Origin of the sequence: Neptunomonas japonica DSM 18939 (assembly GCF_000422765.1) — a bacterium.
GTDB classification, from domain to species: domain Bacteria; phylum Pseudomonadota; class Gammaproteobacteria; order Pseudomonadales; family Balneatricaceae; genus Neptunomonas; species Neptunomonas japonica.
This window is the reverse complement of the sequence record NZ_AUGR01000005.1, coordinates 173,437-192,383: the sequence shown is the minus strand read 5'-3', so window position 1 is coordinate 192,383 and position 18,947 is coordinate 173,437. Positions and strand designations below refer to the sequence as shown.

The window sequence follows — 18,947 nt, the reverse complement described above, 5'->3', positions numbered from 1 at the left end:
TTAATGAAAATAATTATCGTTTGCTTTTGCGTTTATATGAACGAATTTTACATTTCTTACATTTCTTACATTTCACGCCACTTATTCAAACTAAATCGGGGAAATGTAAGCTCAGCAAAAATATAGGTGTTTATTTAGTGGTAGTCATTTATCCACAAACATGTGATTAGCTGCCGTGACACCTCGGTCATAGGTGCAAAAGGTGTCTGTAGCAGCAGGCGTTTTGCTGTGAATTTTGATGTTGGTAATAACCTCTAAAGCGCCGGCGTCATAACAAGCTTGCTGTGCTGCTTTTACAATATCCAAGAGTTGATTCAATTCACCTTTCATTGTTGTTTCCATGGCGCCTACTTGAAAAGACACACCTGCGGCTTTGACTACGGCTATTGCTTTATCGACTACTTCAAAGTTGTTTCCTTCCTTTAATCGAGGGATGACTTGGAAAGCTAAAAATACTTCATTGTTTGGTGTATTAGATTCTGACATATGTGTTTTCTTATGATGATGTGCTGTGAGTTTGTTGCGTCTATGTATAAAGGTTTTTTGCTCTCGTCTCAATATTCCACTTACCGCGATGTAGGAGATCTTTCTGACATCAAGCACCGTCTGGGTTACAGTAAAAGGTGTAAGTACATTAAGCACTATGCAGATTGACTGCTTTTTCTGGGTAGGCCAGAAAGTGGAGGTAATCATGGAACACGTTGCACAAGCTCAATCCACCTTTCCTTGGGATCAATTGGTTTTAAAACTTATCGATTGGCCATTTCTATTATTTCTTATCGTCGTGTTTCTGATTTTCATGATGAAGGATCAGTTAAAGGCGCTGGTGGATCGTTCAAATGTGAAGATAACATGGGGGGATCGCTCAATCGAATTAAATGATCTGGCGGATAATGTTGACCAAGATATCGATCCCATAAAAGAGCGTATCGACTTACTTGAAGAGCGTTTGGCAAAAATAACCACGGATGATGTGCAAATAGAACCGGTTAATGAAGGTCCAGAGCCGACCGATGACGATATAGACAAGGTGCTTCATGTAGGGTTAGCCAACCCTAAATACAAATACCGTACAGCATCCGGTGTAGCAAGAGAGGCTAACATCCCTATTCAAACGGCGCAGAAAATCTTAACCTCTAATCCAAAAATTAGAGTGGTCAAAGCCCGTGATGGAAAGGAAATCTATGCGCCTCGATAAATTTATTTGTAAAAGCACTGAGCTAACAAGAACTGAAGTAACAAGCTTACTGCGTTCTGGTGTTGTTTTGGTTAATGGTGACGTTATTACAAACGAGGCAACTCAAGTTCATGAAAATAATAGAATTACTCTACATGGAAAGACCTTAACGGCACGTGCGTCACGCTATATTATGATACACAAACCATTAGACACAATTTGCTCTAATGTAGATGAAGCTTACCCCTCGCTATTGAATTATTTGGATGTAAAGAAGTCGAATGACCTTCATTTTGTCGGGCGTTTAGATGCCGATACCACAGGGTTGGTATTGGTAACAGATGATGGGCGTTGGTCTTACAATATAATTACGCCAAAAAAACAGTGTGCAAAAGTATATCGTGTTCATTTGCGTGATGATGTTAATGATGACGTGATCACTCGCTTTTTACACGGAGTTCAGTTGCAAGGTGAAGCATCGTTAACCATGCCTGCGATACTTGATATTGTGAATCCTAGAGAGGTGCTATTAACCATTACCGAAGGTAAGTTTCATCAAGTTAAGCGTATGTTTGCAGCTGTTGGTAATCGGGTTGTAGGACTTCATCGAGAAAAAATTGGCAATGTAAGCCTAGATATTGATCACGGTACATGGCGTTTTTTAACAGCAAATGAAATACAGAGTTTTCAAAATGAAGTGTGAAGCATGAAGAAATTTTTTATTGTTGTTTTAGCCATTATTGTTGTAAATGAGTGGCGCGATATTCGCAATGTTTTTAGTCCTCCTCCTGACTTTTCATCTGTGCATGAAGAGACCGCTGTACTGTATTCGACACAATGGTGCCCATTTTGTAAAAAAGCACGCGAACTATTTGATGAAAAAGGGATCTCTTACTTTGAGTATGATATTGAAAATTCAGAGGAGGGGAATGCTCAGTACAAGCGGTTAGGAGGTGGTGGTGTGCCTATTATTCTTATCAATGGTGAAGTGTTAAAAGGTTTTAATCGATCGACAGTTTTGGCGTTAATAGACGAGAGGTAAGGCCTTTTATTGCAAGGCTTACACTTATGAAGTTACATATTCTTTCAGATCTACATTTAAGTGCCAGCCCATTTGAGGTCCCTGTAACGGAAGCCGATATAGTGGTGCTTGCCGGAGATATTGCTCGTCCTAAAGAGGCTATACAGTGGGCTAAAAAATTCCCAAGCCTGTCTCTACGTGCCAGGCAACCATGAGTTTTATGGTAGTAGTATTGCGGCTACTATTCATGAGCTTAAGCAGTTGTCTCTTCATAGCAATGTACATGTTCTATGCGATGCCGCTTTAGAAGTAGAAGGTGTGCGTTTTCTTGGAACAACGTTATGGACCGACTTCTTGTTGTTCGGTGAGTCAGGAAAGCAGCGTGACCTTGCTATTGATACGGCCATGCAGGTAATCAGGGATTTCAGCCGGATAACGGCTGATGATAAGAGCGGAGAGTTATTTACACCGCAAGACTCTGTTTCGCAATTTAACGATCATTCCCGCTGGCTTGAAAGCAAATTAGCAGAACCATTTTTGGGATCAACGGTCGTAATTACACATCACTCGCCTTCGTCTAAGAGTATTCATCCGCGCTTTGCTGATTCGCCGTTGAATGCTTGTTTTGTTTCTGAGGCTGAATGGTTGCTTGGTGGTGATCGCGTGACATTATGGGTACACGGACACACTCATGATAGTTTTGATTACTCAATTAAAGGAACACGTGTTGTTTGTAACCCGCGTGGTTATGCAGAGGCAGGAATCAATGAAAACCTCCACTTTGATCCTAACTTTATTGCAGAGTTAGTCTAGGTAAAGCATGAGTAAGCTAGATACTCAAAAACAGTCTGAGGCGATGTATGTTAAGGAATAATTACACAAAATGGTTAGCTAACCTGATTGGTTGCGGGCTATTCGCTGTCATGAATTTTGCCGCTGCCGGTGAAGTTAGCATTCTCATGGCGGATTTTCGCAGTGCGGGTAGTAACCATTGGGCGGTTAATGTCACGCTAAAACATGATGATTCCGGTTGGGACCATTATGCGGATAACTGGCGTGTGGTTGATGTAGATGGCAATGTTCTGGGTGATCGCGTGCTATTTCATCCCCATGTTGATGAGCAGCCCTTTACACGTGGAATAAACAGTGTTCTTGTCCCAGAGGGGGTCACCACAGTGTATATAGAAGCACATGACAAGGTTCATGGTTGGACCGAGAAACGCTTGAAAGTTGACCTTAAGGACGCCAAAAATGGGCATGTTCGTGTTAAAGCTCAAGGTATGAGTCAGTAAGTGTTTGCTTGGCGAGTAAAAAATCTAGGTGATGCCATGTTAGCTGCTGAGGCGCTAGAGCATATTCAGATGCTGTTTCTAGCTGCCTATAAAAAGGCAGGTTCTCCTGACGATATGGCTGTCTATGTTCGCCATGAGGCAGAAGGGCGACTGCATTGCGAAGTTAAACTATATTTTACGCCAGCTACTCATGAGGTAGCTGAAGCTATTAGCGCTAGGTATTGCCCGCCACCCTCGCCCGAGGGTCTTGGTTTGTTGGCCGGCTCTGAAACCGCCTTATCAACTAATTAGTGCTTACCTTCTAACAAGGTTCACTCATAAGGGTTATGTAATGTCCGATTTACTCGCAGCAGATCTCAGTCACTTTGAAATTACGACTAAATGGCCAGCGAATTATCCTGAACGCTTACAGCTTTACTCACTGCCTACACCTAATGGAGTGAAAGTCTCCATTATGCTTGAAGAGATTGGCGAGCCTTATGAAGCTCATCGTGTGAATTTCTCTAGTAATGATCAAAACTCACCTGAATTTTTATCGCTCAATCCTAATAATAAGATCCCGGCAATTATTGACCCTAATGGCCCGTCGGATAAGCCTCTGGCGTTGTTTGAGTCGGTCGCTATCTTGATTTACCTCGCCGATAAGTCGGGGCAACTAATGCCTGACAACCCTCATGAGCGGGCAGAGGCGATGCAGTGGCTAATGTTTCAGGTAGGTGGCATTGGTCCTATGTTTGGGCAGGTAGGTTTTTTTAATAAGTTTGCAGGCAAAGATTTTGAAGATAAACGCCCTCGTGACCGTTATATCAGTGAGTCGCGGCGTTTGCTTGGCGTGCTTAATCAAAGGCTAGCGGATAATGTTTGGATGCTGGGTGATGAGTATTCGATTGTGGATATAGCAACTTTCCCTTGGATACGTAACTTGGTTAGCTTTTACGATACCGGTGACCTCGTCGGGATTAATGATTTCCCTCATGTTAACCGAGCCTTAGCTGCTTTCTTGGAACGTCCGGCTGTGCAGCGTGGCCTGCTTATCCCTGAAGAGTAATCTAGATTATGCGCATGGCTTAGCGCTGTTTTTAGAGGGATGATGAATGACATCATTTGAGTTTTTATTAACGCAAGTACGCTCATGTACGCTTTGTGCGGAACATTTAGAGCACGGCGTTCGCCCCGTCTTACAGATAAGCCCTCAAGCGAAGGTATTGATTGTTGGCCAAGCACCCGGCAGAAAAGTGCACGAGTCGGGTGTCCCTTTTGATGATGCCAGTGGCGATCGGCTACGAGAGTGGTTAGGGGTTACCAAAGACGTTTTTTATGATCCTGAGAAGATAGCCATTTTGCCAATGGGCTTTTGCTTTCCTGGTACTGGCAAGTCTGGTGATCTTGCCCCTCGCGCTGAATGTGCACCTGCATGGCGAGAAAAGCTACTGGCGCATCTAACGCACATAGAAGTCACACTTCTGGTGGGCCAATATGCTCAAAAATACCACCTTGAAAAGAAACCTGCCTCGCTGACCGCTACTGTGCAAGCATGGCAATCATACTGGCCTGCAGTGGTTCCTCTACCGCATCCAAGCCCAAGAAATAATATTTGGTTGAGTAAAAATCCATGGTTTGACGAGACCCTGGTTCCTCGTTTGCGTTTACGAGTAGCAGAGGTATTAGGAAAAGAGACGAGTGTTAACAACTCTATCTGATAGGTTTAGTATCTGTATTCAATACAACATTTTAAAGATAAATGAACTGGAGAAAGTCTAGTGTCAGTCAGTCATAAGAGTAGTGCAGCACTGTTAGGTATTTTCATATTTCTAGGGTTAGCTGTTCTGGGCTATACGCTGGGCAATGCTGCCATTCAATATAAGCTATATGACCGTAGCGTAACGGTAAAAGGGCTTTCTGAGAGGGAGTATCCTGCCGATATTGTTATTTGGCCGATACAGTTTAACGTTGCTGATAATGATCTTGGCAGCCTGTATAAAGATATCGATGCTAAAACTCAGAGCATTCGTATATTTTTAGAACAAAATAATATTGCTCCGAATGAAATAACGGTCGCAACACCCGATATTACGGATAAATCAGCACAGCAATACGGTAATAACGATAGGGCTCCATTTCGATATACCGCTTTTCAAACCGTCACTGTTTATTCTAAAAATATCGAAGCGGCACGTGCTGTGATGAGCTCATTATCCCAACTGGGTAAGCAAGGTATTGTCTTTAATACGAACGACTACGAATCACAAACTGAGTATATTTTTACACGCTTGAATGAAATAAAACCTGAGATGGTTGAAGAAGCAACTCGCGAAGCGCGTGAGGTTGCGCAGAAATTTGCCACCGACTCACAAAGTGCTTTAGGAAAAATTAAACGTGCTTCCCAAGGGCAGTTTAGTATCAGTGCCAGAGATAAGAATAACCCACATATAAAACGGGTTCGTGTGGTTTCAACAGTGGAATATTATTTGTCTGATTAAGATGAAAACTTCTTTCTCCACTTGTGACAACGCAGTTCATCACGTTCTTCATAAAGGCGAATAGCAGAAGGTAAGCATAGTGCGAAGCTGCTCTCAGCGTCATTACCTAACGCTGTCAAGCGCATGGTGTACCAAGCTGTTATCCCGCCTGAAGGCGCGGTCTCAAATCTAGGAAAAACTGGATCAGCACCTGTATTAGTTAACCAATCATTTGCAAGCGAAGGGTTTAATACCATCGCGCGTGCTATGCCAACCATATCAACTGCACCGCTTATAAGTGAATCCATAGCTTGTGTACGAGTTTTGAACCCCCCAGTAACGACTATAGGTATACTAGTTACCTGCTGTGCTTTTTTGGAGAAATCAACAAAGTACGGCCCTGCACCTGAGCTATCAGAACTTGATTTTGCTCCTGGGAAATAGGTACCTCCACTTAGCTCAATTAAGTCAATCGAAGTCTGGTTTAGAATTCGAATAGCCTCTAGCGCATCGTCTTGGGTTAAACCTCCTTCCAATTGATCAGTTGAGTTGATCTTAATTCCGATAGGGAATGAGGTGCCCACTGCACGACGAACTTTATCGATCACCTCGACAATAATCCGACATCTCGCTTCAATTGAACCGCCATACTGATCATTGCGATGATTGAATAAAGGGGATAAAAACTGGCTAAGTAAGAAGCCATGCCCCGCGTGAATCTGAATACCTGTAAAGCCTACCTCTTTCGCCATTAGCGCTGCTTTAGCATAGGTGTCTGGCAACTGCTTGACCTCAGTAATCGACATACCTGCACATTGAAAGCTTCCAATTTCAAGTGCTGACGGCCCAGTAGGGAGGCTGATAGGGGCGTGTGACAAAGCGCCAGCGTGGCCTATCTGAGGCCAAATATGAGCGCCATTTATGGAAGCTCGCGTGGTTAGTTTACGCAGCATCTCAAGGTTGGAGTGCTTGCCTAAAACTAGGTTGCCGGGTTTTTCAGGAAAACGTGGATCTGCTTGTACTTCACCAATAATCGATAAGGCTACTCCTCCTTCAGTCCACCTTTCATAGAGTCGGACTTGTGCCTGAGTTGGACTGCCTTCTCCATCGGCAAGCGAGTCTGACATGGCTGACTTTACAAGTCTGTTTTTTAACACTGCTCCGCAAGGAAGCTCTAGTGAGCGACTAAAAAGCTGGTTTGAATCTTTTGCTTCAATCATATCGCCTTCCCATGAATGACATTGCTGATGCCTCGCGCACTGAATTGCTTTTACGCTGCATAGTAAAGACATTATTAATGATATTGGATAAACTAAAAATACAGTAATTTATTAAACACTATTAAAAAATATTTAATAATGAATACCTCAGATCTAAGTTTGTTCATTCGAATTGCTGAAACTGGAAGCATAACCGAATCAGCTAAACAACTGGGCATCACCACGCCTGCGGCGAGTACTGCGCTTAAGCGGCTAGAAAAGCAGCTAGATGTTCAGTTGTTTATAAGAACAACTCGGCAATTACGCATCACCACGCAAGGGGAGAAGTTTCTTTTTCATTGCCGTCAGGCATTAGAGTCTCTTGAACAAGGTGTCACATCGACACATGAGCAGCAGGGTAAGGTTAGTGGAGAGTTACGGTTTTCGGTTTCATCAGATTTAGGGCGCAATATAGTGTTTCCTTGGGTGGATGAAATGATGGATAAACACCCCGCATTATCAATCGATCTTAATGTGAGTGATACGCTGTCTAATTTTTTTCTGGATCAGGTGGATATAGCTCTTCGATACGGGAAGCCAGAAGACTCAACTATGGTGGCATTTCATATTGCGACTATTAACAGAATTACCTGCACTTCTCCTTCCTATCTATCACGCTATGGTGAACCTTTACACCCAGAGGATTTAAGGCAGCATAATTGTTTGCTATACAGGCTTGATGGTCGTCTCTTTAACTATTGGGAGTATACGAATAATTCAGCTAGTCACAGAATAAAAGTAAGCAGTAACAGAATCAGTAATGATACTGATATTGTTAAGCGCTGGGCTATTGCTGGGAAGGGTATTGCTTATAGATCTCAGATAGATATCTCATCTGATTTATGCACGGGCAAACTGGTACAGCTATTTCCAGATTTTCAATCACCCCCAGTCGAACTCTACTTACTTTGTCCAAGTAGAAAGCAAGTCACTCCTGCGGTAATAGCTTTCAGAGAGATGTTAAGAGAAAAGTGTGCACAGATGATTACTAAAGCTAAACAGCCCACATAATTGCGGGCTGTTTATTGTGCGTTGAGTTATTAAGCTTTCTAACGTTAAGCTTTAACGCTTTCCTGCTCAGTAACAGGTTCTACTGAATTATAGATAGACTCATCTAGCTCGTCCTCGGACTTGGCAATTAATACAGAGACCATAAGGTCGCCAGAGACGTTAACAGAGGTACGTGCCATATCAAGAATACGGTCAATACCCGCGATAATAGCGAGTCCTTCCATTGGTAAGCCAACAGTCGTTAATACCAGTGACAACATGATTAAGCCCGCCCCAGGTACGCCCGCAGTACCCACAGAGGCCAGCGTTGCCGTAGCAATGATGGTGAGGTAGTCGCCAGTGCTAAGATCAATACCAAAAGCTTGAGCTACAAACAAAGCAGCAACACCTTGATAAAGAGCGGTACCGTCCATATTAATCGTTGCGCCTAATGGTAGAACAAAGCTGGCGGTTCCTTTAGAAACACCTAAATTTTCACGGGCGCAGCGAATACTAACAGGCAGTGTGCCTGAACTGCTGGTAGAGGAGAACGCCATCATTTGTGCGTTAACGATCCCTTTAAGATATTGAACAGGGCTTAGGCGCGAGATAAAAGCAATTGCACCGCTGTAAACCACCAATACGTGTATTATGCAGCCGATGTAAACGGCACCAATCACTTTAAATAGCGGTAGTAGAACGTCCATACCGTATTTTCCTGCTACCCAAGCCATTAGCGCAAAGATACCGTACGGTGCAAACTTCATAACAAGTTCAGTTAGCTTGAACATTGCTTCAGCAAGACTGTTAAACAGCTTGATAGCAGGTTCGCCTTTTTCGCCGATCATGTTCAGTGCGATTCCCAAACCTAAAGCAAAGACGATGATCTGGAGAATTTTACCACCAGCCAGTGCTTCAATTGGGTTTTTAGGGATCAGGTTGATAATGGTAGAGACTAGGTTAGGTGCATCTTTAGCAACCGCTACGGCGTTAGCGTCAGCAACCATATTAAGACCATCACCAGGGGCTAAAATCGTACCTAGGCCCAAACCAATGGTGATAGCAACCGCTGTCGTTAGTAGGTAAATAAAAATTGATTTAATGCCCATGCGACCCATTTTAGCGCTGTCTTGCATCGCGGTAACACCCACGACCAATGAGCAGAACACCAATGGAACAATCAACATCTTGATAGCATTGATAAACAATGTACCGATGGGTTTTAGCATCTCTGCATTAGGCCCCATGATGGCGCCGACAATGATACCGGCGACCATGCCGATAAGAATTTTTTTCCATAGTGCTAGATTGCTCCAGCCTCCGCTTTGTTGTGCTGTTGTAGTAGACATAAATAAGCCTCTAATAGTTTTTTATCGTTGTTTTTTAGCTTTCATTCAGTTTTTTAGAACGCTTTACTAGCGCCCCGGACGAATCATGTTTTCTGGTTTAAGGATGTCGTGTAATTGCTCGTTAGAGAGAAGTTGTTCTTCACGTACTAAGTCGATTACGCTGCGGCCACTGGCAAGGGCTTCCTTGGCTAGCCGTGTGGCATTTTCATATCCGATATGTGGGTTCAGAGCCGTAACCACACCAATGCTGTTATCTACTTGTGCTCGACAGACCTCAACATTGGCGGTAATGCCACTAATGCAACGGTGCTGCAGCATTGGCATGGCTTTGCTTAGTAGGCGGATTGATTCCAATACGTTGTAGGCGATTAGAGGTTCCATTGCGTTGAGCTGCAACTGGCCAGCTTCCGCTGCAAAAGATACCGCTAGGTCATTCCCCATAACTTGGTAGGCAACTTGGTTGACTGCCTCAGGGATAACCGGGTTGATTTTTCCGGGCATAATTGAGCTGCCAGGTTGCTGTGGCGGCAAGTTGATCTCGTTTAATCCGGCCCGTGGGCCCATGCTCAGCAGGCGCAAGTCGTTGGAAATTTTGGAGAGCTTGATAGCTAGCCGCTTTAGCATGCTTGAGAACAATACAAATGCGCCCATGTCTGAGCTGGCTTCAATCAAGTCTGTGGCTTGGATCAAGGGAAAACCGCTGATGCGTGCAAGTTGAGACACCGCGCATTTTCCGTAGCGCTCATCTGCATTGATACCGGTTCCTATTGCTGTACCGCCAAGGTTGATTTCATGCAGTAGCTCAGCAAGACCGGCAATACGTTCAACATCTTCTCCTAGTGTGGAAGCCCAACTCTGAAACTCCTGACCTAGGGTCATAGGAACGGCATCTTGTAACTGTGTACGGCCCATCTTTATGACATCAGAAAACTCATTAGCTTTAACAACCAGTGACTGTTGTAACGAGCGCAAAGCAGTTACTAGGTCAGCGTGGCTGAGTAAAATAGCGACTCGTACAGCGGTAGGGTAGGCATCATTGGTAGACTGAGACATGTTGACGTCATTGTTGGGGTGCAACTGTTGATAACTGCCTTTATCGTGTTCCATCAATTCTAGAGCGACGTTAGCGATGACCTCATTAGCGTTCATATTGGTTGAGGTGCCGGCACCGCCTTGAATCATATCGACAATAAATTGGTCGTGATATTTTCCATCAATAACCTGTTGGCAAGCGGTATCAATAGGCTTTGCCCGGCTAGGTTCTAGGTAACCCAGTTGAAGATTGGCACGGCCTGCTGCTTGCTTGACCATTCCCAACGCGCGAACCAGTTGAGGGAAGTGGTTCAGTGTTACTCCGCTTAAGTCAAAATTTTGCTGTGCTCGCCAGGTTTGTATTCCGTAATACGCTGTTGCTGGAATATCGGCTTCACCGAGTAGATCTTTCTCTGTGCGTGTGGCGGTTGTAATAGCGGCCGCTGCTGAGACTGAGTGCGTCATGAGTATGAATAGCTCTTTTTATTATTAGTTGTTGATTACCGTGCTTATTAATAGAGCAAGTCTGATGCCAGTTGCTTTGTGTTTATTTAAATTGTTGTTTCTAAAGAGTTTTATGGTTTTTTTATTGAGTTTATTTGATACAAATCGTTATAACTTTAGTTATAGGGTGAAAGGTAAATCATCGCTACTATTGAGCTGTAGAGCAGTGCTGGTGCGGGATACGAGTAGGTATAACAGGCGTTATGGTTATAACTTTTGTTATAAGGGGATGCTTATGAGTGGATGCTTACAGAAAGTCGATGTATCAGTATGTACAAAGCTTACCTATTCCTAATGGTTATAGATTGTTTGCGTGGGTTTCTCTGTTAGTGACAGGTGTTTGGCTGGTAGAGTGCGGGCTCTTGGATAAGGGAATGACGATGGAACTAGATATAACGCTCATCATTGTATTGATCTTAACGGGCTTTGGTGCTGGTATGATTGACGCTATTGCTGGAGGTGGAGGCCTTATTACACTGCCCGTGTTATTGGCGACCGGTATGAGCCCAGTAGAGGCGTTGGCGACGAATAAACTACAAGGAAGCTTCGGTACTTTGGCGGCGTCCGTTTACTTCGTGCGTAAAAAACTGGTTGATCTATCAGAAATGAAACTAATGATCGCCTGTACCTTTGTGGGAGCGGTAGTCGGCACGCTACTGGTACAGCAACTGGATGCCAGTTTGTTGTCAGCCGTTATGCCGGTATTACTGGTGTTAATTGCGTTGTACTTTATGTTTTCTAAACGAATGGGTGATGAAGACCGAGATAGAAAAATTGGTAATGCACTATTTGCGTTTGTATTTACCTTCGCGATTGGTTTTTATGATGGTTTTTTTGGCCCAGGTACAGGCACTTTTTTTGCGGTGGCCTTTGTTTCTTTACTGGGTTTCAGTATGGCTCGTGCCACAGCGCATACAAAAATATTGAACTTCACATCTAACATTGCTTCGCTTATTTTCTTTGCTATGTGTGGCAATATTATCTGGATAGCGGGGTTTATAATGGCTGTGGGTCAGCTGGTAGGTGGTCAACTCGGCGCGCGAATGGTGGTGAGCAAAGGTGTGAGTTTAGTGCGCCCTTTAATTGTTATTGTTACGCTGGTGATGTCAGCCAAGTTACTTTTTGACCAGTATCAACAAGGTGATATTCAGTCATTTTGGCAGCTATTAGGTTACTTGAACTGAAAAGAGCAACCAAATAGCCTAAATATAATATGTTAATAAATAATAAGCAGAAGAATACCAAAAATTATTCTATAAATACCAAAAGCAACAAAAGTAAAGTTTTCTAAAAATTTAATAAACAGTTTTATCGCTAAGAACGCGACAATAAAAGATACAATAAAACCAATTGATAGATTAAATAAATTTTCATCTGTAAGAAGTGTTTCATGATGTTTTAATAAATCATATGCTGTTGTTGCACACATGACAGGAAAAGCTAAAAGAAATGAAAATTCTGCACTGGCTTTTCTATTCAGGCCCACAAGCATTGAACCAATAATACTAGATCCCGCTCTTGACGTTCCTGGAATTAATGCGAATACTTGAGCAAGACCAATCCATGCCGCTTGTTTATAGGTGACATCTTCAACACACAGGGTATGTTTTCTTTTCTCGTTATAAAATTTTTCTACAGTTATGAATACTATTCCGCCAATAATGAACATATAGGCGACTATCTCCACCGAAAACATTGCTTTTACTTGTGTAGAAAATAAAAAGCCAATGGCTGCAATTGGAAGAAATGCAATAAAGATTTTTGTCCATAAATTTATATATTTGAAAGTGAATTTCGAAGGGTAATTTAAAACAACTGCTAAAATAGCTGCGAATTGTATAATGACTTCAAATGCTTTATTTGTATCATTTTGTTCTAACCCTAAAAATTCACTTGCAACTATTAAATGCCCTGTGGAGGAAATAGGTAAAAACTCAGTAACTCCTTCAATACATCCTAGTATTATCGTGTCAAATATGTTCATTTATAGGTTTTTACTTTTGTTGGTTTATAAAGTGAGGTGCTGTAGATAAGAGTAATATTTTACTTCTAAGCATGGATATAAATCAATAATGCTGTCAGTTTCGTCGGGGTTCCAAGTTGGAATATTTATTGTTAGTGAGGACACCGCGCATATTGTGGTTTTTGGAGGAAGGAGGTCTAAAAACTCTAAATTTTTAGACCGTAATATTACTCTACTGGTCGGGATTTTTTGAGTCGTTTACTAAGGGCTGGCTGTGAGATGCCCAGTAGTCGTGCTGCCAACGACTGATTGTTATTAGCACGGCGTAATGCTTCTTCAACGAGCAGGCGATCCATCTGCGCTAGTGTTGGTAAAGGCTCCTCAGCATTGAAGTGGGGTGGGCTGTTGTTTAATTGCTCCGTTTGGTGTTCTGTTATTTCAATGTTTTGCCCTATTACTTGGCGAAATACTTCCATTGATAATAGGTGTGAGCGGTGTTGGCTTAGTGCATCAAAAATAAGTGCACGTAGTTCACGAATATTCCCGGGAAAATGATAGTTACTTAATAAAACAGGTAGCTCAGGAGGGTAGCTAGGTACAGATTTACTCATCTCTTGTGCCGCTTGAGCTAAAAAGTGCTCAAGCAGTAAGGGGATATCTTCTTTGCGTTGACGTAAGGGTGGAATATGAATCTGATGTGTACATAAGCGGTAATACAGGTCGCGACGAAAACTGCCTTCTGCTTGGCGTTGCTGTAATTCTTGATGAGTCGCGACAATAACACGCGCACGGATTCTTTTCGGGCGATCACTGCCTAAGGGATAGTATTCGCCTTCTTGTAATAGACGCAGCAACTTTACTTGCGAGGCCATACTGAGATCTCCAATCTCATCGAGAAACAGTGTACCTCCGGCGGCCTCTTCTATTAACCCTGCACGGCTGCGTTCGGCACCGGTAAAAGCGCCACGCTGGTGGCCAAATAAAGTATCAGCAAAAACATTATCATCTAGCCCTGCAACATTAACAGACACCAGTGGCCCTGCACGGTTACTCAGCTGATGTGCTGCTTTAGCCAGTAACTCTTTACCTGTTCCGCTTTCTCCGCAGATCAGTAGCGGCTGATTACTTGGTGCTACTGATTCAAGATATTGAAAGACTGCACGCATTTGCTTGCTACAACCAATGATTGGGTCAAAGACATGCGGGCTTTCAAGGTTGTTGTTGAGGATGCGCTGGCCTAATGCTTGGTTTTCTCTGCGCATCTCTTGCATACGGATGGCGCGTTTTATGCCTTCTATTAAACGACCTTCTTCACTGGTTTTTACGAAGTAATCAAATGCACCTTGTTGTAAGCATTTAACCGCAGACTCAACGTGGTTCAAACCGCTGATAATAATGACCGAAATATCAGGGTGTTGCTCGGTCATTGTTTGAAGAAGTTGTTGCCCTGAAATATGAGGCATGGTGAGATCCAGTAATACCAGCCCAATCGATTCTTGTTGAATAATGTTCATAACATTACGGCTATCACAGCAGCGGTAAATATGAGTAATGCCGCCATTGCGTTCCAGTGTAATGCTTAAACTACGTAGGAATGATGCTTCATCGTCAACCAGTAGTATGCCGAATTCTGGGTAGAGCGTTTGGTTGATCATGTTTTCTTTCCGTTGATTGGCAATGTCATGGTAACGGTTGTACCTTGGGCCGGAATTGAATCAAAGTGGAGTGTGCCGCCGTGTGTTTGTACTATTCCACTTGAAACAGATAAACCTAACCCTGTACCACCATGCTCACGTCGCGTAGTGAAAAAAGGATCGAGCAGACGAGATAAATTACGTGCTTCGATACCGCAGCCTTCATCGCTGATTTGTAAACAGATCTGTTGTGTTTCACTTATTAAATAAGTTCTTACAGCAATCGCTTTACTACGCTCATGTAATGCTTGGCAGGCATTTAGAATCAAGTTAATGACAACCTGTTCAATTCTTTGGGCGTTACCATAGATAGTCGGAAGTTTGGCGCTGTAGTTGCTACTGAAATTGTCTGTGCTGTTGTGAATAGAGTTTTCGGCTAACCTGACAGCTGTTGTCACTACCTCGTTAAGGTCAAATGCTTCGTAGATGTCTTCACTTTCTTGGCGGGAAAAATCTTTTAGGTCATTAACGGTGCGTTTTATGCGCCGTGCGCCATCATGCATATCACTCATTAGCACAGGGATTTCGTTGCGCATTTGTGAATAGGCTAAGCCTCCAAGCAGAAAGTCGCCGTGTTGTTCATAATGCTGCTCAAGTATCTCTTCACAGTCTTGCCATGCTTCTTGGATAACGGGCATGTTAAGTAGTAGTAACCCAGTCGGGTTGTTTATTTCATGTGCTACACCTGAGACCAAAATTCCTAGTGAAGTCATTTTATCTGCTTGGATTAGCTGTTGCTGCTGCATATCCAGCTCAGCTGTTCTTTTATCGACTTGTCGTTTCAGCATGCGATTCCAGATGATGCTACCGCCAAGAATCAGTAATAACAGCGCAGAAACAAATGCAGCAAGTTTTCCCAGTTGCTTCCAAGGAAGACTCTTTTCCTGAAGTGGTCCGAGCCATTTATTATAAATAAGTTGTTGGCGGCCCGTATTTTTAAGAATGGCTAACCCTTCGCTAAACTGGGCGAGCAAGTCTTCGTTACCTTTCAGAACGGCGTATCCGTAATGTTGTGCCTGGAAGGGTTTGCCAACCGGGATTATATTAGAGAGCCCTAACTCTTTACCAAGGTATAAGCCTGGTAGGTTGGCAACCAGTGCATAGTCATGTTTACCCGCCGCAAGTTGGCGTAAGGCATCGGCATGAGTTTCGACAGTGAAGAGCTGTGCGCCAACATCATTTTGAAGTAAGTAATCATGCATAATGCCATTTTTTTGTACGATGACTTCTTTGCCTTTTAGCTGTTGCAGAGATGCGGTACGTGGGGTGCCTTGTCGTGCAAAAATAGACTGGTGAATAATGGCGTGTGGCGGGCTAAAGTCAAAGGTCTCACGGCGCTCTGGTGAGTTCACCATGCCTTGTAAGGCGTCGATATTACCCTCTTTAAGAGATTCTCGTACTTGGGCCCAGTCTGAAAAAATAAACTCTACTTTCATTCCCATTACTTCTGCAATGGCGAGTGTTAGCTCGACATTGTATCCATTGGGCTTACCTTCATCATCGAGAAATTCATAAGGAGGGTAGTTGTAATCGCCGCCTATTAGCACGGTTTGATCAGGGGATAAGTTTTGAGCACTGGCAAACGGGCTGAGGAATGCTAACAGCAGCAGTAGTTGGCATAATGGCTGTCTATGATTTAAATACATAATGACCAAATAGTGTAGACTTTAGTCGTGATCATAGCGGTATTGAGTAACGGTTCATAGATAGCAGTTATATCAGTGCCTACATTTTTCTTCTAGGAGGTTATTGGTGAAGTCCCATCCGCAGCGTCAACAGATTGCCGATGAAGTGCATGCGCGTCCCTTTCAACAGCTGAGTTCTCCTCTAAAAGTGATGCATTTTGCAGTGATGAATGCTGAACACAGTACAGAGGATATTCTACATTCAGTGTCTGCTTTGTATGAAGTGTGTGGTGCAAACCCACTGGCTGAAGGCGCTACTTTTGGGTTTCAAGATGTGGGGCAGTTATCACTGCGCTGGGAAGCACATAACGAGTTTTATACCTTAACCTTTTACTATCGTGGTGAGGAACAGAGTTGGCAGCAGTCTATACCTGGAATCCCGCAAGACTGGAGTGAGCAGATTGTCGGTGAGCTTATTACTGGTGTGCAAATACTGGTTAAAGCACCGCAGGAAGATGAGGCTAGTTTGTCTGAAGATCCCGTTTCTATTTCTGATAATCTGGCTATTGGTTCGCACATTATGCGAAAAGCAGCCACATTGTGGACTGATTTTAAGGGAAAGGCAGAAGTTGCTATTCTGTATGAAGGTCCAGTTTTAGACGGGGTATTTGGTGATAATCAGGCTATTGGATCGCAGGTTATGCGAAAGTCTGCCACCTTGTGGACTGATTTTAAGGCGCAGGGTGAGTTTGGTCTAAATTGTATTTTGCTACACGATCATCATTTGCATGATTTTCAATGCGGTCGATTGATTCAGCGCTTGTGTGAAATTGATACTTATCGTGCTGTGGCTTTGCTGGGCTTATCACCAGCGCGCTTAACGATGAAACAGATAACAGATTTAGGGAATGAGCTATCTGTTATCACTAACCATTTAAGCAACCTTGAGGCTGGAGAGGAGCCAGAGGCATTATCAGCGTTGATGGTGATGGCAGCAAAAGTAGAAGAAATTTCAGCAGAAACCGCGCATCGTTTCTCTGCCTCTGAGGCGTATTATGCTGTAGTGAAAATGCGTATTTCTGAATTGGACGAAACGCGTATCGAGGGGCTACAAACGATTGAACAGTTTATTGAGCGTCGTGTAGATCCTGCCATGCGTACGTGTAAAGCGGCATCTATGCGGCTAGATCGTATCTCTCAGCGTATTGCGCGTGCCAGTAATTTATTACGCTCTAAAATTGATTTGTCGACTGAGCAAAAAGTACATGATCTGCTTAGTTCGATGAATAAGCGGACGAGGCGTCAATTAACACTCCAAGCAAAATTGGAAACGTTTTCTATTATCGTAGTGACTTATTACTTATTTGACTTAATCGACCGTACCGTTCATTACCTTACTTCAGGTAAAACAGAAGAGATGGCAACCAATGGCTTGGTCTATTCGCTACCGGCTGTCGTGTTAGGTGTTTGGTGGTATGTGCGCAGAGTCACTAAAGAGTTTAAGTCAGACGAGTAACGGAACACTCAGGCGTTTGTTTGAGTGATCCGCTGTTTTAGCCAGTGCTTATAGCACTGGTGCATCAAAGTCGACTGGCTCATCGCTATAAACACAGACGTTCCATTTTTCTACAGGGCCGTTTTCGGCGACACAGTTGGTTTCGAAAAACTCAACAATTTCTTTACGCTGACAATGCGCTTCAAAGGCTGCTGTATCACTCCAAATTTCATGAAAAGCAATCGGGTAGCTTTCACCTTCAGCAAATGGGCTGGCGATATGGCGGGTGACTGTATATTGAATACAGCCGTCTTCACGGTGTGCGTTGGGTTCGAGTGCTTGCAGTGTGGCAAAAACTTCTGCTTCTTTGCCTGCTTTAGGTAAAAACTGTGCAGTACAATAAACCTTTTTAGACATATGCTTTCTCTTATTTATTTTCTATAAACACTGAGAACAAAAAAGCCTCCATTATTAATAAGGAGGCTTTTCAGTGACGCTATTTAAAAAGGAACTACTTTTTATTTAGCTGCTTCGTACATTTTAACGCCATCAACGATAGCTGCACGTGCTGCGTCAGCACCTTCCCAACCATCTAGCTTAACCCATTTACCTTCTTCCAGGCCTTTGTAGTTCTCGAAGAAGTGCTTGATACGAGCCAGTGTCATTTCAGGCAGGTCGCTGATGTCGTTAACATCTTTGTACATTTTTGTTAGCTTGTCATGTGGTACTGCTAGTAATTTAGCATCCTGACCGGCTTCATCAGTCATGTTTAGAATGCCAATTGGACGACAGCGGATCACAGAACCCGGAATAACTGGGTAAGGTGTCAGCACTAGTACGTCAACGGCATCGCCGTCATCAGCAAGCGTGTTGTTGATGTAACCATAGTTAGCAGGGTAAAACATAGGTGCTGCCATGAAACGGTCAACGAAGATCGCGTCTTCTTCTTTCTCGATCTCGTACTTTACCGGGGAGCTTTCCGCCGGGATCTCGATGATCACGTAGATGTCGTTCGGTAGATCTTTACCAGCAGGCACTTTTGCAAAGCTCATGCGTTCCCTTCCTGTTCTGAAGAATAAAAAAAATT

General features: G+C 43.3%; 22 protein-coding genes. 13 read left to right on the top strand and 9 right to left on the bottom strand.

The annotated features are described in order from the left end of the window. Positions 1–144: 144 nt before the first annotated feature. Positions 145–486 (bottom strand): thiamine-binding protein, encoded by a 342-nt coding sequence (locus tag G511_RS0105110; protein WP_028468679.1) that lies wholly within the window; start codon positions 484–486, stop codon positions 145–147. A gap of 205 nt (positions 487–691) precedes the next feature. Here G511_RS0105110 and G511_RS0105105 point away from each other — a divergent pair, with 205 nt between their 5' ends. The 10 genes from G511_RS0105105 to G511_RS0105065 are packed head-to-tail and all read left to right on the top strand — an operon-like array spanning position 692 to position 5,970. After that, complete coding sequence (locus tag G511_RS0105105) at positions 692–1,198, top strand: hypothetical protein (protein WP_156905147.1); 507 nt, start codon at positions 692–694, stop codon at positions 1,196–1,198. Beyond that, positions 1,185–1,880, top strand: coding sequence for a pseudouridine synthase (locus G511_RS0105100; RefSeq protein ID WP_028468677.1), 696 nt, complete (start codon positions 1,185–1,187; stop codon positions 1,878–1,880). Before G511_RS0105105 ends, G511_RS0105100 begins: the two co-directional genes overlap by 14 nt. Positions 1,881–1,883: 3 nt before the next feature. Then, positions 1,884–2,219 carry a glutaredoxin family protein gene (locus G511_RS0105095; RefSeq protein WP_028468676.1) on the top strand — a complete coding sequence of 112 codons (336 nt, stop codon included), beginning with the start codon at positions 1,884–1,886 and terminating at the stop codon, positions 2,217–2,219. Positions 2,220–2,245: 26 nt separating this feature from the next. Beyond that, entirely contained in the window at positions 2,246–2,413 is a 168-nt protein-coding gene (locus G511_RS24615) for a metallophosphoesterase family protein (protein ID WP_211224868.1), read from the top strand. Further along, positions 2,397–3,011 (top strand): metallophosphoesterase family protein, encoded by a 615-nt coding sequence (locus G511_RS21860; protein ID WP_211224867.1) that lies wholly within the window; start codon positions 2,397–2,399, stop codon positions 3,009–3,011. Before G511_RS24615 ends, G511_RS21860 begins: the two co-directional genes overlap by 17 nt. A 47-nt stretch (positions 3,012–3,058) precedes the next feature. Beyond that, positions 3,059–3,490 (top strand): hypothetical protein, encoded by a 432-nt coding sequence (locus G511_RS21855; protein ID WP_028468675.1) that lies wholly within the window; start codon positions 3,059–3,061, stop codon positions 3,488–3,490. Next, a complete protein-coding gene (locus G511_RS0105080) occupies positions 3,491–3,781 on the top strand; it encodes a hypothetical protein (protein WP_028468674.1) in 291 nt (96 codons plus the stop codon). It begins immediately after the preceding gene. A gap of 40 nt (positions 3,782–3,821) precedes the next feature. After that, the gene (locus tag G511_RS0105075) at positions 3,822–4,538 is read left to right on the top strand and encodes a glutathione S-transferase N-terminal domain-containing protein (RefSeq protein WP_028468673.1); all 717 of its coding nucleotides are present in this window, start codon (positions 3,822–3,824) and stop codon (positions 4,536–4,538) included. Between the two features lie 46 nt (positions 4,539–4,584). Then, on the top strand, positions 4,585–5,190 hold the full coding sequence (locus G511_RS0105070; RefSeq protein ID WP_028468672.1) for a uracil-DNA glycosylase family protein: 606 nt from the start codon (positions 4,585–4,587) through the stop codon (positions 5,188–5,190). A 60-nt stretch (positions 5,191–5,250) separates the two neighbouring features. After that, positions 5,251–5,970 (top strand): SIMPL domain-containing protein, encoded by a 720-nt coding sequence (locus G511_RS0105065; protein ID WP_028468671.1) that lies wholly within the window; start codon positions 5,251–5,253, stop codon positions 5,968–5,970. Here the strand turns inward: G511_RS0105065 and G511_RS0105060 are convergent. Continuing rightward, entirely contained in the window at positions 5,967–7,169 is a 1,203-nt protein-coding gene (locus G511_RS0105060; RefSeq protein WP_028468670.1) for an NADH:flavin oxidoreductase/NADH oxidase family protein, read from the bottom strand. The two genes, G511_RS0105065 and G511_RS0105060, sit on opposite strands and share 4 nt — an antisense overlap. Before the next feature lie 138 nt (positions 7,170–7,307). Between G511_RS0105060 and G511_RS0105055 the strand changes: the two genes are divergently transcribed. Then, positions 7,308–8,219, top strand: a complete 912-nt coding sequence (locus tag G511_RS0105055; RefSeq protein ID WP_028468669.1) for a LysR family transcriptional regulator — start codon at positions 7,308–7,310, stop codon at positions 8,217–8,219. A 44-nt stretch (positions 8,220–8,263) separates the two neighbouring features. Here G511_RS0105055 and G511_RS21850 read toward each other — a convergent pair whose 3' ends face one another. Further along, on the bottom strand, positions 8,264–9,547 hold the full coding sequence (locus G511_RS21850) for a dicarboxylate/amino acid:cation symporter (protein ID WP_051221578.1): 1,284 nt from the start codon (positions 9,545–9,547) through the stop codon (positions 8,264–8,266). 66 nt (positions 9,548–9,613) lie between these two features. Then, positions 9,614–11,044 (bottom strand): aspartate ammonia-lyase, encoded by a 1,431-nt coding sequence (locus G511_RS0105045; protein ID WP_036551290.1) that lies wholly within the window; start codon positions 11,042–11,044, stop codon positions 9,614–9,616. 278 nt (positions 11,045–11,322) lie between these two features. Between G511_RS0105045 and G511_RS21845 the strand changes: the two genes are divergently transcribed. Continuing rightward, the gene (locus G511_RS21845; protein WP_245573816.1) at positions 11,323–12,267 is read left to right on the top strand and encodes a TSUP family transporter; all 945 of its coding nucleotides are present in this window, start codon (positions 11,323–11,325) and stop codon (positions 12,265–12,267) included. Between the two features lie 32 nt (positions 12,268–12,299). Here the strand turns inward: G511_RS21845 and G511_RS0105035 are convergent, their stop codons facing one another. The 3 genes from G511_RS0105035 to G511_RS0105025 all read right to left on the bottom strand — a co-directional run bounded on the left by G511_RS0105035 (position 12,300) and on the right by G511_RS0105025 (position 16,386). After that, complete coding sequence (locus G511_RS0105035) at positions 12,300–13,067, bottom strand: undecaprenyl-diphosphate phosphatase (RefSeq protein ID WP_028468667.1); 768 nt, start codon at positions 13,065–13,067, stop codon at positions 12,300–12,302. 206 nt (positions 13,068–13,273) lie between these two features. Beyond that, positions 13,274–14,698, bottom strand: a complete 1,425-nt coding sequence (locus G511_RS0105030) for a sigma-54-dependent transcriptional regulator (protein ID WP_028468666.1) — start codon at positions 14,696–14,698, stop codon at positions 13,274–13,276. Beyond that, positions 14,698–16,386 carry a transporter substrate-binding domain-containing protein gene (locus G511_RS0105025; RefSeq protein ID WP_036551288.1) on the bottom strand — a complete coding sequence of 563 codons (1,689 nt, stop codon included), beginning with the start codon at positions 16,384–16,386 and terminating at the stop codon, positions 14,698–14,700. The genes G511_RS0105030 and G511_RS0105025 overlap by 1 nt, the downstream gene beginning before the upstream one ends. A gap of 106 nt (positions 16,387–16,492) precedes the next feature. On the opposite strand from G511_RS0105025, the gene G511_RS0105020 reads away from it, so the two are divergent. Beyond that, positions 16,493–17,881: a DUF3422 domain-containing protein gene (locus tag G511_RS0105020; RefSeq protein WP_028468664.1), complete on the top strand. Its 1,389-nt coding sequence runs from the start codon at positions 16,493–16,495 to the stop codon at positions 17,879–17,881. Positions 17,882–17,929: 48 nt separating this feature from the next. On the opposite strand, the gene G511_RS0105015 is transcribed toward G511_RS0105020, so the two are convergent. Beyond that, on the bottom strand, positions 17,930–18,277 hold the full coding sequence (locus tag G511_RS0105015) for a putative quinol monooxygenase (RefSeq protein WP_028468663.1): 348 nt from the start codon (positions 18,275–18,277) through the stop codon (positions 17,930–17,932). Positions 18,278–18,378: 101 nt separating this feature from the next. Continuing rightward, on the bottom strand, positions 18,379–18,912 hold the full coding sequence (gene ppa / locus G511_RS0105010) for an inorganic diphosphatase (protein ID WP_028468662.1): 534 nt from the start codon (positions 18,910–18,912) through the stop codon (positions 18,379–18,381). Between the last annotated feature and the right edge of the window lie 35 nt (positions 18,913–18,947).